This window comes from Kitasatospora sp. NBC_00070, from assembly GCF_045041205.1.
Taxonomy (GTDB): domain Bacteria; phylum Actinomycetota; class Actinomycetes; order Streptomycetales; family Streptomycetaceae; genus Kitasatospora.
The window spans coordinates 294909-310320 of record NZ_CP108247.1; the positions used below are offsets into that span (position 1 = coordinate 294909).

The 15412-nt window shown below is 70.8% G+C and carries 11 protein-coding genes and 2 pseudogenes; 10 read left to right on the forward strand and 3 right to left on the reverse strand.

The genetic code is table 11. The features are described from left to right. Positions 1-204: 204 nt before the first annotated feature. The 3 genes from OHV05_RS01430 (at position 205) to OHV05_RS01440 (ending at position 3213) form a co-directional block, all read left to right on the forward strand. Positions 205-1386, forward strand: a complete 1182-nt coding sequence (locus OHV05_RS01430; RefSeq protein WP_405015905.1) for a cytochrome P450 — start codon at positions 205-207, stop codon at positions 1384-1386. Positions 1387-1499: 113 nt separating this feature from the next. Then, positions 1500-2207, forward strand: coding sequence for a DUF6193 family natural product biosynthesis protein (locus OHV05_RS01435; protein WP_405015906.1), 708 nt, complete (start codon positions 1500-1502; stop codon positions 2205-2207). Between the two features lie 265 nt (positions 2208-2472). Continuing rightward, the gene (locus OHV05_RS01440) at positions 2473-3213 is read left to right on the forward strand and encodes a hypothetical protein (protein ID WP_405015907.1); all 741 of its coding nucleotides are present in this window, start codon (positions 2473-2475) and stop codon (positions 3211-3213) included. 362 nt (positions 3214-3575) lie between these two features. On the opposite strand, the gene OHV05_RS01445 is transcribed toward OHV05_RS01440, so the two are convergent. Beyond that, positions 3576-4571 (reverse strand): LysR family transcriptional regulator, encoded by a 996-nt coding sequence (locus OHV05_RS01445; RefSeq protein ID WP_405015908.1) that lies wholly within the window; start codon positions 4569-4571, stop codon positions 3576-3578. Between the two features lie 123 nt (positions 4572-4694). On the opposite strand from OHV05_RS01445, the gene OHV05_RS01450 reads away from it, so the two are divergent. The 4 genes and pseudogenes from OHV05_RS01450 (at position 4695) to OHV05_RS01465 (ending at position 7632) form a co-directional block, all read left to right on the forward strand. Beyond that, positions 4695-5615 carry a zinc-binding dehydrogenase gene (locus OHV05_RS01450; protein WP_405015909.1) on the forward strand — a complete coding sequence of 307 codons (921 nt, stop codon included), beginning with the start codon at positions 4695-4697 and terminating at the stop codon, positions 5613-5615. Positions 5616-5649: 34 nt separating this feature from the next. Further along, entirely contained in the window at positions 5650-6054 is a 405-nt protein-coding gene (locus OHV05_RS01455) for a nuclear transport factor 2 family protein (RefSeq protein ID WP_405015910.1), read from the forward strand. A 100-nt stretch (positions 6055-6154) separates the two neighbouring features. Beyond that, positions 6155-6316 (forward strand): annotated as a pseudogene (locus OHV05_RS01460) (haloacid dehalogenase); the annotation flags it as partial. A 755-nt stretch (positions 6317-7071) separates the two neighbouring features. Further along, positions 7072-7632, forward strand: a complete 561-nt coding sequence (locus OHV05_RS01465; RefSeq protein WP_405015911.1) for a hypothetical protein — start codon at positions 7072-7074, stop codon at positions 7630-7632. 284 nt (positions 7633-7916) lie between these two features. On the opposite strand, the gene OHV05_RS01470 is transcribed toward OHV05_RS01465, so the two are convergent. Together OHV05_RS01470 and OHV05_RS01475 are read right to left on the reverse strand one after the other, a co-directional pair. Continuing rightward, entirely contained in the window at positions 7917-9356 is a 1440-nt protein-coding gene (locus OHV05_RS01470; RefSeq protein WP_405015912.1) for a non-reducing end alpha-L-arabinofuranosidase family hydrolase, read from the reverse strand. A 140-nt stretch (positions 9357-9496) separates the two neighbouring features. Then, positions 9497-10960, reverse strand: a pseudogene (locus OHV05_RS01475) (endo-1,4-beta-xylanase); the annotation flags it as partial. A gap of 581 nt (positions 10961-11541) precedes the next feature. Here OHV05_RS01475 and OHV05_RS01480 point away from each other — a divergent pair. The 3 genes from OHV05_RS01480 to OHV05_RS01490 all read left to right on the forward strand — a co-directional run bounded on the left by OHV05_RS01480 (position 11542) and on the right by OHV05_RS01490 (position 15287). Then, positions 11542-12888, forward strand: coding sequence for a PHB depolymerase family esterase (locus OHV05_RS01480; protein ID WP_405015913.1), 1347 nt, complete (start codon positions 11542-11544; stop codon positions 12886-12888). Positions 12889-12957: 69 nt separating this feature from the next. Then, entirely contained in the window at positions 12958-13929 is a 972-nt protein-coding gene (locus tag OHV05_RS01485; protein ID WP_405015914.1) for a glycoside hydrolase family 6 protein, read from the forward strand. A 74-nt stretch (positions 13930-14003) separates the two neighbouring features. Next, positions 14004-15287: a glycoside hydrolase family 6 protein gene (locus OHV05_RS01490; protein WP_405015915.1), complete on the forward strand. Its 1284-nt coding sequence runs from the start codon at positions 14004-14006 to the stop codon at positions 15285-15287. Positions 15288-15412: the final 125 nt, after the last annotated feature.

Consider the following 15412-nt stretch of genomic DNA (forward strand, 5'->3'; position numbering starts at 1 on the left):
CCGGTGACCCGGTGCACGGCACTGTGGTCGGCTTCCGCTTTCCGGACATTGTGCGAAAACGTTCGACGGACCCACCCGGATCATCGCCACCACCGAACTCCCCAGCACTACGGTGGGTCGCGGAACAGTACGTCAGCAACGAGATCGCCCACCGTGCCGCCGCCCACCGACACCCGGCGTTCGACGACGCGGCCGAGGAGCACCATGGCTTCCCCCTTCACCGACCCGGCCTTCTACGCGGACCGGTACCCCACCTACGCGGCCCTGCGGAAACGCTCGCCCGTGCTCGAACTGCCCCTGGACGGCGGCACCGGACCGGCCGCCGTGGTCACCGGCTTCGACCAGGCCAGAGCGGCGCTCGCCCACCCCGCGCTGTCGAAGGACACCGCCGCGTTCTTCGCCGACCGCCCGTCGGGACGCTCCCTGCACCCCGCGCTGGCCACCACGATGCTCAACAGCGACCCGCCCGACCACACCCGGCTGCGCCGCCTGGTCACCCGGGCGTTCACCCCGGCCACGGTCGACGCGCTGCGCCCCTATGTCGCCGCGCTCGCCGAACAGTTGGCCGAGAGCTGGTCCCCCGGACAGTGGGTCGACCTGGTCGAGAGCTTCGCGGCACCCCTGCCGGTCACCGTGATCTGTCAGCTCCTCGGGGTGCCGACGAGTGACCGCCACCGCATCCGCCAGTGGTCGACGGACCTGCTCGCGACCGGGGACCACCAGCGGATCGACGCCGCCTCCCACGCGCTGGCCGACTACCTGGCCGAGCTGGTCGCGGCCAAGCGCCGTGACCCGGACGAAGCCCTGCTGTCCGCGCTGGTCGCCGTCCGCGACGGCGACGGCGACCGGCTCAGCGAACAGGAGTTGGTCTCGCTGGCGGTACTGCTCCTGGTGGCCGGGCACGAGACGACCACCGCGGCGATCGGCAACGCCGTCCTGGCCCTGTTGCAGCACCCCGACCAACTGGAGCTCCTGAGGTCCGGCCCGCACCGGATCGCGGCCGCCGTCGACGAGCTGCTGCGCTTCGACTCCCCGGTCAGCATCGCCACCTGGCGCTGGGCACCCGAGCCGGTCCGGATCGGCGGGACGGACGTACCGGCGGGCAGTCCGGTCTTCGTCAGCCCCGGCGCCGCCAACCGCGATCCGGCCAGGTTCCCGGACCCGGACCGGCTCGACCTGGACCGGGAGGCCCGTTCCCACCTCGCGTTCGGGCACGGCATCCACCGCTGCCTCGGCGCACCGCTCGCGCAGGCCGAGATCGAGATCGCCCTACGGGTGCTGCTGGAGCGCTTCCCCGACCTGCGACTGGCCCAGCCGGCCGACCAACTCCGCTGGCGGCACTCGCGGCTGGTCCGAGGGCTGGAATCACTCCCCGTCCTGCTGTAGGGCCCGAGTGCACCGCCGGGCGCGTCCGTGCACGGTCGTCAGCACGCCTCTCACGGCCGGACCGGCGAGCACCTTCGGCCACCGAGCAGAGGAGATCCGGGCGGACTGGGGTGATGAACTTGGGGGCGGGGCATGGCGAAACCGACTGGGACGACGACGGGGCTCTCCAGGCCGCGCTGAGACGTACGGCCGACGAACTCGGGCTCGCCCTTCCCGAGCCGGACGAGGGGTGGGGCCGCCTCGCGAAGTACGTCGACGCGGGGATCGCCCGCCGCACGACGGTGTACCCGCCCAAGGAGCGGCGGGCCTTCCAGGTGAACCTGCAAGCCAAGAGCACCCGGCTGGCCTGCGGATGGACCGCGGACCTGGCCGAGGTGGTCAGGGCGACGGCAACCTGGATGAGCGGTGCGGGGCTGGAGCAGACCCGGGCACACTCCCCGTTCATCCGGTTCAGGCCCTGGGCCCTCGCCCACGAGCAGGAGCCCCTCGGCGCCGTCGAGTTGGAGTGGTGCGGCAAGCTCGACCGTGTCCACATGCCACCGTACGACCGGCACCCGCGCGCCCACGCACTGCTGGTGGCGGCCCACGCCCAGCCGGCGCTCCGTCAACTGATGCCGGTCAACAGCCACTTCAACCTCTGGTTCTCCACCACTGTCGAGGGGTGGATGAAGACTCGGGTCGGGTACCTCATCTGCCCCTACGACGAGGGCCGCTACGGGGTGCGGCGCGACGGCGTGCTCGTCGCACGCACCGAGACGCCCGAGGAAGCCGTCGCCCTCGTGGTGGCCGCCCTCCCGCCGGACCTCGGTCCGGCCAGGTGAGGCGACGCCGAGGATCGCGGGTGCTCCCGCCCGGAGGGTACCGGCGGTGGTCCGGGCAGTCCCGGGGCAAGCGTCGGTTGTGCACGCTGCAACGCCGACGGGTCCGCCGGCTCAGCTGATGTGAGCCGAACTCCTCGCAGCCGATGATGATCTGACGTTCCGCCAGCGACGGACCGGACGGTCTGTCGCACCCCGGGCTGTGTTCGTTACTGTTCCCGAGGGATCGGCGGCGAGCAGCTGTCCGACGGGACTCGGGGAGCAATTCATGATCAGGACTGCCAACCCACGACTTGTGCAGCGCACGGCTCTGTCCTGCTTGGCCTTGGCCTTGGCCTGCGGAGCGGCGGCCTGCACAAAGAGCGACGGCGCCGATGCGAGCGGCCCGGGGGGCTCCGCCGGGATGCCGACCGCGGCCCAGCAGACTGGCCAGTTCGACGGCGCCGGCATTCTCAGCCCTGACGGAATCGACAAGGCGCTTCCGGTTGCCGACGAACTTCCTGCCGGCTGGAAGGTGGGCGGTTCGGATTTCAACGCGTGGCCAGCAGGCGACAATGCGCTGGCGGCTTCAGTGTGGACGCTTTGCCAGGACTGGAAGACCGCTCCGTCACTCATCGATACCGAATACGGGAAGACCGCCGCCATCGGAACTGCGACCGATGAGGGAGCGTCCTTCAAGCTGATGGTCGTTGGAGCCGAAGGAAACGGAGATCCCACTCTTTCCGAGCGCATCCAGAACGCAAAGAAAAACAGCGAGACCCGTCACTCGCTGTACTCGTGCGTCAAGACGAAGGAGTTGCAGGGCGTCGGCGACGAGGCCCTGAGCTTCGAGAGCAGGAACTTCGACGTCGTGATCATGCGCGTCGGCGCTGTGGAGGCCACGGTCACCACGCCACTTCATGGCAACAGCCCGAAGGCTGCGGACTGGGCCCGGGTACTGGACCAGAGAATCCGCTCGGTCATGGCAGGCAAGGCTCCCACCGCACGAATTGCGTCTTCTTCGAACTGAGAGCTCGTAACGCGATCTTGTATGTGATGGCTGGTCAGCCGTGACCGATGTGATGATTCGGCCGTTCGTGATGGCGTGGCTGTTGAACCGTGGATCGTGAACGATGACTTGTGCCAGCCGACCGGGCAGGCCCCGTCGACGCCCGCAGGCTCTGCTCGGAGACACGGCCTACGACAGCAGGCACGTGCGCCGGGAGCTGATCAGGCGTCGGATCCTGCCCGCGACCACCCGGGCCCGCCGACACCGCATCGCAGGCCCTGGACTGCCGGGGCATCAGCCGCATCGGGGCGCGAGGAACTGCGCGAGGCGGTAGGTGTGGCGCCGTCACTTCCGGTTTCGTGCAGTTCCCCGCGCCTCTGTGGTTACCCCGCTGCCCACCTACTGGCGACCTGGTCCGCCGCGGGGAGCCAGTCACGTTCCGGGCGGTACTCCAGCCAGCGGCGGCGGCCGCCCACCTCGGCGAAGCGGCGCAGGAGTTCGGTGACCCCCGGTTCCTGCCGGTTCCGGCACCACACCAGTGACCAGGCGTAGAGCGGGGTGGGCTCGACCAGGGGTACGGCAGCCAGCCGGGAGCCTGCGGGGAGCGGCAGTTCGGCGGGGAGCAGGGTGAAGGCGTCCGGCGTGGTCCGGACCCGCCCCAGGAAGTGCTCGGGGCCCAAGTTGGCCTCGCCGGGCAGCATCGGGACGCCGAAGTGCTCGGCGAACCGCTGGAGGAAGTCGAGCCGTTCGGCCGTGGCGGGGAGGAGCAGCCGCAGGCCCGCCAGTTCGGCCGGTCGCAGAGCGTCGGCCCGGGCGAGCGGGTGGTCGGCGGCGAGTACCGCGTCCACCGGCTCCAGGCGGACCAGCCGGTGGGCGAGCGGCTCGTCCTGACCATGCGAGGAGCGACCGTCCGGGGAGTGGTGGAAACGCCCGAACCCGGCGTCGCTCTCCCCACGAAGCAGCGCGCCGGCCACCCCGGGCAGATCCCGGCCCGGGCCGACCTCCACCTGCAGCGGCGGCGCCAGGTCGAGGACCTCCCGGACGGTGCGCAGCGGGGCGAACAGGTGCCCCCAGACGTCGAGTCGTACGGGCCGTGGCGACTGCCGCAGGGCCGCCACCGCGGCGTCCCCGGCGGTCAGCAGCGCGCGGGCCGGAGCCAGGAACCGGACGCCGGCCTCGGTGAGTTCCACGGTTCTGCCGCCGCGCTCGAACAGCCGGGTGCCGAGTGCCTCCTCCAGCCGGGAGATCCGTTTGGAGAGCGCTTGCTGAGTGAGCGTCAGCTGCTCGGCCGCCCTCCGGAAGTGCAGCGTCCCGGCGGTCGCCACGAAGGCGCGCACCTGGGCGAGATCGAGATCCAGATCGGCAGTCACGACAGTCATCCTGGCCGACAACCATCGGTTGTCAAAGCCCTCGTCCGGTTGTTGGACCGGCCTCCGGCCTGCCCGGTTAGCTGAACACCAGCCGGGCGGCACCGGCCGAAGCACAGCGAGAGACGAGGAACGATGAAGGCATTCGTGGCCACCGGCCGGCCCGACGAGCCGGTACTCCGGACCGAGGTGCCGGAGCCGCAACCGGGGCCCGGTGAGGTGCTGGTGAAGGTGGACGCGTACTCGGTGAACCGGGGCGAGACCTTCCAGCTGGAGCAGCCGGAGGCTGGTTGGCGGCCCGGGAAGGATGTGGCGGGGCTGGTGGTCCAGGCCGCGGCGAACGGCTCCGGTCCTGCTGTCGGCGAGCGGGTGGTGGCACACCCGGCGTCGGCCGGCTGGGCGGAGTACGTGGCGGTGTCGAGCGGTTCGCTGGCGCGGCTGCCGGGCGAGCTCTCCGCCGTCCGGGCGGCGGCGCTGCCGCTGGCCGGGTTGACGGCGCTCCGGCTGCTCCGGGCTGCAGGCTGTGTCGCCGGCCGGCGCGTGCTGCTCACCGGGGCCTCCGGCGGTGTCGGGCACTACTTCGTCGAACTCGCCGCCGCGGCGGGCGCGTCGGTGACGGCCGTCAGCGGCTCGGCGGAGCGCGGTGCCCGGCTGGCCCAGCTCGGCGCGGCCGCCGTGATCCGGGAGGTCGCCGCGGCGGAGGGCCCCTTCGACCTGGTGCTGGAGTCGACCGGTGGGGCGGACCTGCCCGCAGCCCTCTCCCGGCTCGCGCCGCGTGGCGAACTGATCTGGTTCGGCCAGGCCAGCCGCGAGCCCGCGCTGCTGAACTTCTTCGACTTCTTCGCGGGCCCGGTCTCGGCGACCGTCCGGCACTTCAGCTACGCCGACCACGACGCCCCGGACGCGGCCGACCTGGAGACCCTGGTCCGGCTGGTGACCGAGCAGCGGCTGCACCCCGAGATCGGCGTGGTCGAGGACTGGAGCCGTACCGCCGACATCCTGGCCGCTCTGCGCGACCGCAAGGTCCGCGGCAACGCCGTTCTGACCCTCTCCTGAACCCACACCGAATTCCGATCCGAAGGAGCATCAGATGACCGACCCCCGTACCGCCGTGGTCCGCTACGTCACCGCCGTCGCCGAGGGTGACCTGGACGCCGTGGTGGCCGCCTTCGCCCCCGACGCCACCTGGGAGTACCCGGGCGACCTCCCGATCAGCCGCACCTGGCAGGGCCGGGACGCCATCGTCGACGACTTCCTCGGCGGGGTGGGCCGCCTCTTCGCTCCGGACGGCGCACCGGTGGTCGCCCTGACCAGCGTGATCGCGGAGGGAGATCAGGTGGTCGCCGAGTGGACGGCCAAGGGCACGGCCGCCAACGGCCGCACGTACGACAACGTCTGCCTGGGCATCTTCACAGTGCGGGACGGCCTGATCATCTCGGTTCGCGAGTACACCGACACGCAGTACGTCGGGCGGTCGCTCTTCGCGACGGAGTAACGACCCCAGGGGCAGCCGGGGGCGTCGAGGGGACGCCCGTTGATCGTCGCATCCGAGTGCTCCCACGTGCGCCGGTATAACCCGATGCTCTGATTACGGCTCTCGGCTGGACGCGGCGGGATGGGCGGGGGCGAGCGAGGAGCACGTCCGTGGCCGGCTCGACGGGCTTCCCCTGGTCTCCGGTGTCGCGGAGACCGTAGCCTGGTGTCGGCGCAATGGGCTGGTACCCGTGCTCGCGACCCTGGCATGGTCCCCGGTGGGCGGGCGGAACCACGAACACCCCGCACGGGCCGCTCGTCCTGGGAGTGAGCCTTGGAGAGCCGGTGCAGGGCGATGTCGAGGTCGCGGGCGGTCCATCCGGACGGCAGTGGACCGACGGCGAGCATCCGGTCGAGCAGTGCCAGGTAACGGCCGCAGCGACCGGGAGCACTGGTGAGGTGCACACCGAGCTGGTGCAGGCTGCGGTGGGTGTGACGGTCGTAGACGGCCATCCGGTCGGGCGCGGCCGCAGTCAGCACCGCGGACGCCAGCGCATCACCCTTCACGAATCCGGGCAGGTCGAGCAGGGCCCGACGGCCGTTGCCGGCGGCGGTGCCCCGGTCGGCCGACGTGTCGCGGACCACGGCCACCGCTGCGCCGGTGACCTGACGCACCTTCACGTCCGGCATCGCCATGAGAGCCCCGGCCCACCGCGTGTCGGCACGCATCCGTTTCCAGAGCGGCAAGGCGCCGATGTCGGCTTTGCCGATACTGGCGCTGGTCAGCGTGCGCTCGGAGATCTCGTCCAGGATCTCGTCATAGTGCCGGCCGACGGCAGTCGAGTAGGCGTGGCGAGCAGCGATCAGCCGGGTCCAGCCCTCGGGACTCGGCGCAGCCGGGACGGTGTCGGTCATGGCGGCCATCTTGGTCTCGGGGGTTTGGGACCGGGGACGTTTCCCGGATTCTGCCGGTGGCCCGGGCAGTCGCCCGGCCCGGGATCGGCTGGATACCCCGACCGCCAGGTCTACCCTGCTGGCTGTGAGAGACACGCAAGCCTTCAAGGACGCGGTGGCGGCGACCCTGGCCGAGCTGGCACGGCTGGGCATCACGGTCCGGCCCGGGACAGTGGCCGACACCATCGAACGGAACATCAGCACCGTGGCCGGCCGACTGGGGATCCCGGAGCACTCCGCCTGGCGCTACTTCGACGCGGCCGCACTTGCCGGAGCCATCGCGCGGCGGCGCCAGGCGGCCCTGCACCATGCCGACCCCCGGGACGTGGGCCGGGCACCCCTGCCCCCGTTGAACAACCCCGAACTTGCCCTGCTCCTGGCCGGTTTCCCCGACCAGCTCGCCGAGAACGGCGGGGACCTCTACGCCGCTCTCCTCAACGTGCTGGTCAACGCCTGGTTGGCCGGTCACATCCACGGCGAGGACGGCTGCACCGGTTGCGACGGCAGTCGCGGCCCCTCCGGCCATGACTGGCAAGCCCGCATGGACGCCATCACCACCCTGGCACCGGACATCACCCGGTGGTTCGATCGCGACGTGTGGACCGCCGCGCTCCAGGACACCGGATTCGGCGTCACCCGCGACTGAGCACCGACGGGGCGGACCTCCGGTCAGATCAGTTCGATGCTCAACAGCGACCCGCCCGGCCATGGTCGACGCGCTGCGCCCCTACATCGCTGCACTCGCCGAGCAGTTGGCCGAGAGCTGGTCCCCCGGACAGCGGGTCGACCTGGTCGAGAGCTTCGCGGCACCCCTGCCGGTCACCGTGATCGGTTCCCGGGGAACCCCGGCCGCCTCCAGCCGGGGTTCCTCGGACGGTGAGCATGAGCCGGGCCGTGCGGGACACCCGTCCCGCAGGCCGGTCGGGCTGGTCAGCGCTGCAGGGTCAGGACGCCGGGCCGCCACGGCAGTTGGTCGTAGGGGCCGCTCGCGGAGGGGGACTTGCCCTGGTAGAGGAGCTGCAGGTTGCAGGGGTCGATGGTCATGGTCTGGTCGGGGTTGGAGCGGACCAGGTCACCGTGACTGATGTCGTTGGTCCAGCCCGCTCCACTGTTGGCCTTGCCCGCGAACGGGTTGCCCTCACCGGCGGCCTGCGGAGTCCACGCCCCGCTCAGGCTGGACGCGGTGAAGGACCGGAAGTAGCGCCCGTTCGCACCCATGGCCTCGACGATCATGAGGTACTGGTTCTGGCCCTTGACCTTGTAGACCTGCGGCGCCTCGAACAGATTGGCCGTCGTGTCGCTCAGGATCGTGGTGTAGGAGGACCCGAAGCTTCCCGGGAAGTTCCCGATCGGCATGCTCGCCCGGTAGATCTTGCCGTTGTCACCGGCGAAGAACAGGTACATGTTCTGGTCGTCGGCGATCAGGGTCTGGTCGATCGGGCCGGTGCCGGAGTTGGGGATGCTGCCGGTGAACAGCGGCTGTGGCGCGGACCAGCCGTTGGGGTTGGTCGGGTCGCTGGAGGTGCGGTAGATGAACGGCCACGCACCCCACTGGTACGCCAGCACCCAGATGTTCTTGGGCGCGAAGTAGAACAGCGTGGGCGCCACCGCGGCCTGGCTCATCCCGCTCTGGCCCGTCGAGGCCATGTCGGACCAGTTGGTGAAGGGGGTGAACGCCATCGAGCCGTACGACGACCCCGACACGTTCGACGCGTAGACCAGGTGCTTGCCGTTGTAGACCACGTCGGTGAAGTCCTTCACCGACGCCCAGCCGTTCGCGGGCTGCGCGAGCGCGCCGGTCGAGGCCCACCGGTACGTCGACGGAAGGGCACAGCTGCCGCCGGTCGGCGTGGGCGTCGGAGTCGAACCCCCGGACAGGCCGGTCCACTTCTGGTTGCCGCCACCGTTGCAGGTCCAGATCTGCACCGCCGTGCCGTTGGCCGTACCGGCGCCCGAGACGTCCAGGCAGAGGCCGGACTCGACGCCGACCACGGTGCCGTCGGCGTTCACCCGCCACTGCTGGTTCGCCCCACCGCTGCAGGACCAGATCTGCACCCGGGTCCCGGCGGTGGTGGCGTGGTCGGGGACGTCCAGGCACTTGTTGCCGTAGACCGTCAGCGCGTTGCCGGACGTCGCCGTCCAGAGCTGGTTGGTCCCACCCGAGCAGTCGTAGATCTGCAGGAGCGCGCCGTCGCTCTGGCTGACGTTCGTCACGTCGAGACAGCGGCCGGAACCCGTGCCGCGCAGGGCGCCGCTGGTGGCCGCCTGGGCCGGGCCGGCCACCAGCATCGCGGCCGGCGCCACCAGGGCCGCGACCACGGCGGTCAGTATCAGGGACAGCCGCCTACGGCCGGATTTCTCTCTGCGCATCAGGACCTCCTGTGGGAACGGACGGGGCTGTCACGCGGCGATTTCACCGCTCACCTGCGCGTGCCGCCCCGAGCGCGCGCAGGCGAGGTGGGCCGGTCGGCCGGTGCCGGGTCCCCGGCACCGGCGTGCGGCTCAGCTCACCTGAAGTTCCAGTGCTGGTTGGCACCGCCGTTGGAGTCCCAGATCTGGACGGGGGCGCCGTTGGCGGTCTGGCCGCCAGGGATCTCCAGCGCCCGGCCGCCGGCGACGTTGGTCAGCGTGTAGGAGCCGTCGCCGTTCAGGTCGGCCCGCCAGTGCTGGTTGGCACCGCCGCTGGCGTCCCAGACCTGCGTCCTGGTCCCGTTCGCCGACTGGTTCCCCGGCTGGTCGAGCACCCGGCCGCTGGCGACGTTGGTCAGGGTGTAGGAGCCGTCGCCGTTCCGGTCGGCCCGCCACTGCTGGTTGGGGCGGCCGCTGGCGTCCCAGACCTGGAGTTGGGTGCCGTTGCCGTTCTGGCCCGCGGGCTGGTCGAGCACCCGTCCGGCAGCCACGGCGGAGAGCGTGTAGACGGCGCCGGAGACGATGCCCCCGCCCGGCGTGCCGGTGCCGCCGCCGAGGGCGGCCAGGGTCGCGCCGTAGGCGGGCTTCTTGTTACCGCTGTTGTCGAAGAGCAGCGGGTTCTCGCCACCGCGCCACGAGTCGCTGTCCCGGATGCCCCACACCGTGATGCCGGTGCAGCGGGCGACGGCGAGGCAGGCCCTGACGGTGTCGGCATAGGCGGTGGTGGACGCCTGGGCGATGTCGAGCTCGGTGAGCTGGACGTCCACGCCGAGCGCGGCGAAGCTCGAGATCGTGGTCCGGAAGTTCGCCGGCGGGCCGCCGGCGCCGAAGTGGCTCTGCAGGCCGACGCAGTCGATGGGCACGCCACGGGACTTGAAGTCCTTGACCATGCGGTAGACGCCCTGGGTCTTGGCGTCGGTCCAGTTCTCGATGTTGTAGTCGTTGTAGCAGAGCTTGGCCGCGGGGTCGACGTTCCGGGCGGTGCGGAACGCCTCCTCGATGAAGCCGTCGCCGAGCAGGTTCTGGAAGACGGAGCTGCGGTGCTGGCCGCTGCCCCCGTCGGCGAACGCCTCGTTGACCACGTCCCAGGCGTAGATCTTGCCCTTGTAGTGGTTCATCTCGGTGGTGATGTGATTGTTCATCACACTGCGCAGGGTGTTCGCGTCGCCGATCGAGCCGACCCAGCCCGGGAGTTGGGAGTGCCAGACCAGGGTGTGGCCGCGCATCCGCTGGCCCTGCGCGGTGGCCTGGCCGACGATCCGGTCGGCCGCGCCGAAGGTGAACGATCCACGGGACGGCTCGACGGCGTCCCACTTCATCTCGTTCTCCGGGGTGACCATGGTGAATTCCCGGTTGAGGACGCCGGTGTAGGTCGAGTCGCCGAGCCGGCCGGCGGCCACCGCGGTGCCGAAGTACCGGCCGGTGTCGGCCGCCGCCGTACCGAGCGTCGTCCCGGCGGCCTGGGCCGCCGGGCCCACGGCGACGACCGGGAGTCCGAGGGCGGCCAGGCAGACGGCCGCCGTCAGAGAATTGCGGAGACGGGATTTCCTGTCGAACCGTGGCATGACGGATCGCTCTCCTTGGGGTGGGGGAACCTGAATGCCGATGGGGTCGACAATTCGACTGTTAGCGCTAACAATTGACGTCGCAACGCGGCCCTGACCGACATACCCAGGTGAAGCGTCGTCAATACGTGGTACGGCATTCGGCCGCAGCGCGCCGGAATGGGACGGGATGGTGGCGCGGCGGCGCATGGAGCCGGTCTACTGCCAACAGTGGCTGCCCGGAAACCGGTTGGTGCGCAGGGTGGTGGCCCGCCGCAGCCCGATTTTGTCGACGGCGCCAGTGTTGGCCCGCACTTGACGGGATGTCAACACTTTCGACCGAGGTTTCGTAACCCCCTCCCTGCCATCGACCGTATCTGCGCAGGCCAGAGGCGTGAAAGTCGGCACGGGCCCGCGCCGTTGATCAGCTTCTCGTCAGGTCTTCGAAAGTTTCGACGCCGTCGGGAGAGCGGTGCCGGCCGACCCTCGAGAGGTCAACTCGGCGGTGCGGCCACCAGGTTGGGCGTGCATCGGTATTGCTTTCACGGTGGCGACACCCCACCATAATCAACGCTCAAAACAAATTCGCCCGGAGAGGTCCCATGTCCCGTTTCCGCTCCCTCAAGTACCGTTTGATCACCCTCGTTTCCTTAGTCGGTCTCGCGTTCGGCCTGGGTCTCCCGGCCACCACGCCGGCGGCCGCGGCCTCGCTGACCCAGATCACCGGTTTCGGTACGAATCCGACCGGCCTGGCCATGCACCTGTACGTGCCGAACAACGTCAGGGCCAACCCCCCGGTCCTGCTGGCGCTGCACGGGTGTCAGGGAAGCGGGCCCTACCTGTACTCGAGCACCGACTTCGCCTCGCTGGCCGACCAGTACGGCTTCCTCGTCATCTATCCGTCGACGCCCGGCGCGAGCTGCTGGGACGTCTCCTCCGACCAGGCCCTGACCCGCAACGGCGGCAGTGACCCGGTCGGGCTGATGTCGATGATCACCTACGTCGAGCAGCGCTACGGCGGCAACCCCGACGCCGTGTACGTGACCGGGCAGTCGTCCGGCGCGATGATGACGGACGTGATGCTCGCCGACTACCCCGACGTGTTCAGGGCGGGCGCGGCGTTCATGGGCGTGCCCTACCGCTGCTTCTACACCGGCTCCGTGCGCGGCTGGAACTCCGACTGTGCCCAGGGCCGGGTGTCCAGGACCCCGCAGCAGTGGGGCAGCCTGGTCCGCGACTCGGCCCACCCCGGCTACACCGGCCCGCGTCCGCGCGTGCAGCTGTGGTACGGAACCGCCGACACCATCCTGAACCACAACAACCTCGGCGAGCAGATCAAGCAGTGGACCGACGTCCTCGGCGTGAGCCAGACCCCGTCCGCCACCGACTCCCCCGCGGTCAACTGGACCCGTACGCGGTACGGCAACAGCTCCGGCACCACCCAGGTCGAGGCGTACAGCCTGGCCGGACTGGGACACGAGCTGCCGGTGAAGGGCACCACGATGGCCGCCCGGGCCATCAGCTTCATGGGCCTGGACGCTGGGTCACCCGGCGGCGGTACGACCGGCGCGCTGCGCGCGGTGGACTCGGGCAAGTGCCTGACCGACACAGACCAGGCACTGGGCACCCAGCAGCAGGTACACGCCTGCAACGGCGGCGCGAACCAGACCTGGACCCGGACCGCGTCGAACCAGCTGACCGTGACCGTGGGCGGCAGCACGCTGTGCCTGGACGCCAACGCCAAGGGCACCGCGAACGGCACCAAGGTGGTCGTCTGGTCCTGCAACGGCCAGCCCAACCAGCAGTGGCAGGTGAACGCGAACGGCACCGTCACCGGGGTGCAGTCGGGGCTCTGCCTGGACGTGGCCGGTCTGGCCACCGCCGACGGCACGCCCGTCCAGTTGTGGAGCTGCAGCGGCGGCCGGAACCAGCAGTGGACGCTGGGCTGACCTGCCACCAACCCCGTGGATTCGCGAAAGCACTTCCACCTCCCCGCCCCACCCACCGGAGGAAGAACCATGCGCACGTCCGTCCGTACGGCCTCGGCACTGCTGGCCGGGGTCCTCACCGCCGGCCTCGCCGTGATCAGCACCGGTACCGCCCACGCGGCCGATCCGACCACCATGACCAGCGGCTTCTACGTCGACCCCGACAACTCCGCCCTGCGCTGGGCCAACGCCAACCCCGGCGACGGGCGAGTGACGGCGATCCGGTCCTCGATCGCCAACACCCCGGCCGCCCGCTGGTTCGGCAACTGGAGCGGCGACATCGGCTCGGCGGCCGGCGCCTACGTCGGCCGCGCCGACTCCTACGACAAGCTGCCGGTGCTGGTCGCGTACAACATCCCCAATCGGGACGTCTGCGCCGGCCAGTCCGGGGGCGGCGCGGGCAGCCGGGCCGCGTACGACAGTTGGATCGCGGCCTTCGCCGGCGGCATCGGCAACCGTCCGGCCCTGGTCGTGCTCGAACCCGACGCCCTCGGCCACGAGAGCTGCATGACGTCCGGTCAGGTCACCGAGCGCAACGCCATGCTCAGGAACGCCATCGCCCAGTTCAAGGCCAAGGCATCCAACACCTGGGTCTACCTGGACGCCGGGAACCCCGGCTGGGTCGGTGCCTCGACCATGGCACAGCAGCTCGCCGCCGCCGGGGTCGGCGAGGCCCACGGCTTCTCGCTGAACGTCTCCAACTACTTCCGCACCGACCAGGACGGCTCCTACGGCAACGCGGTCAACTCCGCCCTGAGCTCCTACGGCTACACCAAGCCCTTCGTGGTCGACACCAGCCGCAACGGCAACGGCTCCGACGGCCAGTGGTGCAACCCGGCCGGCCGCCGGATCGGCACTCCGCCCCAGCGCGGCGGCGGTGCCGAGATGCTGCTGTGGATCAAGATCCCCGGCGAGTCCGACGGCAACTGCGGTGTCGGCGCCGGCTCCTCGGCGGGACAGTTCCTGCCGGAGGTCGCCTACAAGATGATCTACGGCTACTGATCCGCACCGCCTCCCGGCTCCGGGCCGACCCCCATGCGGTCCCGGGCCGGGCCCGGTCCACCGAAAGGAACCCCGTGCGTATCCTCCTGCACCGATCCGTCCTGACCGCGAGCACCCTCGCACTGGTGCTCGGCGGCACAGCCCCGGCCTCCGCCGAGCCGAGCACCGCGCCGGCCTCGCACACCCTGCCGGCCAACTCCCGCTTCTACGTCGACCCGGCCGGCGACGCCGCCCACCAGGCGGTGACCGACCTGCTGCACCACGACTTCGAGGGCGCCAAGTCCATGGCAGAACTGGCCAGTTGGCCGGAGGCCGCCTGGTTCACCGATGGCACTCCGGCGCAGGTCGAGTCCCGGGTACGCAGCCTGGTGCGGCGGGCCGAGCTGACGCGTACCGTTCCGGTCCTGGTGGCGTACAACATCCCGCTGCGCGACTGCTCGCAGTACTCCTCCGGCGGTGCGCAGTCGGACACCGAGTACCGGGCCTGGATCGACGCCTTCGCCCGGGGGCTCGGCCGGAGCAAGGCCGTCGTCGTGCTGGAGCCGGACGGGCTGGCCAACCTTCCCTCCGACTGCGGCCCCGACAGCGACCCCACCGGCACCCTCACCAGCGGCCGCCTCGCCGACCTCGACCATGCGATCGACGCACTGGAGCGGCAGCCGAACAGCGTGGTCTACCTGGACGCCGGCAACAGCCACTGGCGCGGCGTCGGCGACATCTCGCAGCGCCTGATCCAGGCGGGGGTCGGTCGCACCCAGGGGTTCTCGCTGAACGTCTCCAACTACCTGGGCACTGACCTGGGCACCCACTACGGCACCTGGGTCTCCCAGTGCCTGTGGTTCGCCACCAAGGGCCCGGACTGGGCCAAGGGCCACCCCGACTGGTGCGCCGGCCAGTACTACTCCCCGACGGCACCGAACGACGGCCAGCCGGGCAACTCGGTGAACGTGGACGACCCCGCCACCTGGCACTGGACCGACGAGTGGTTCCAGCAGAACGTCGGCACCCCGCCCGTGCAGGAGCTCACCCACCTGGTCGTCGACACCAGCCGCAGCGGCCAGGGCGCCTGGACCCCGCCCGTCGGCAAGTACGCCGGCGACCCGCAGACCTGGTGCAACGCCCCCGGTCGCGGCATCGGCGACCGGCCGACCGCGGACACCGGCGTCCCACTCGTGGACGCCTATCTGTGGATCAAGACCGTCGGCCAGTCCGACGGGCAGTGCAACCGCAGCATCCCGGGCGGCACCATCGACCCCGAGTACGGCGTCGTCGACCCCCCGGCCGGCGCCTGGTGGCCGGAGCAGGCCAAGTCCCTGGTCCGGAACGCCAACCCGGCCCTGGGGTTCAACCTGCACTGACCCCGATCCCCAGCTCGCCACCGGCGACGGCTACCGGGTGGCGACCTCGGACCGCGCGGCTTCCGTCTGGGGCGGCTTCCGCTCGGCACGGTGGGGACCCGCACCCGCTCGCCTGCAGCCGCCGT

Coding starts and splice junctions, on each gene's coding strand:
- OHV05_RS01430 (WP_405015905.1), top strand. CDS start 205: ATGGCTTCCCCCTTCACCGACCCGGCCTTCTACGCGGACCGGTACCCC.
- OHV05_RS01435 (WP_405015906.1), top strand. CDS start 1,500: ATGAACTTGGGGGCGGGGCATGGCGAAACCGACTGGGACGACGACGGG.
- OHV05_RS01440 (WP_405015907.1), top strand. CDS start 2,473: ATGATCAGGACTGCCAACCCACGACTTGTGCAGCGCACGGCTCTGTCC.
- OHV05_RS01445 (WP_405015908.1), bottom strand. CDS start 4,571: ATGACTGTCGTGACTGCCGATCTGGATCTCGATCTCGCCCAGGTGCGC.
- OHV05_RS01450 (WP_405015909.1), top strand. CDS start 4,695: ATGAAGGCATTCGTGGCCACCGGCCGGCCCGACGAGCCGGTACTCCGG.
- OHV05_RS01455 (WP_405015910.1), top strand. CDS start 5,650: ATGACCGACCCCCGTACCGCCGTGGTCCGCTACGTCACCGCCGTCGCC.
- OHV05_RS01470 (WP_405015912.1), bottom strand. CDS start 9,356: ATGCGCAGAGAGAAATCCGGCCGTAGGCGGCTGTCCCTGATACTGACC.
- OHV05_RS01480 (WP_405015913.1), top strand. CDS start 11,542: ATGTCCCGTTTCCGCTCCCTCAAGTACCGTTTGATCACCCTCGTTTCC.
- OHV05_RS01485 (WP_405015914.1), top strand. CDS start 12,958: ATGCGCACGTCCGTCCGTACGGCCTCGGCACTGCTGGCCGGGGTCCTC.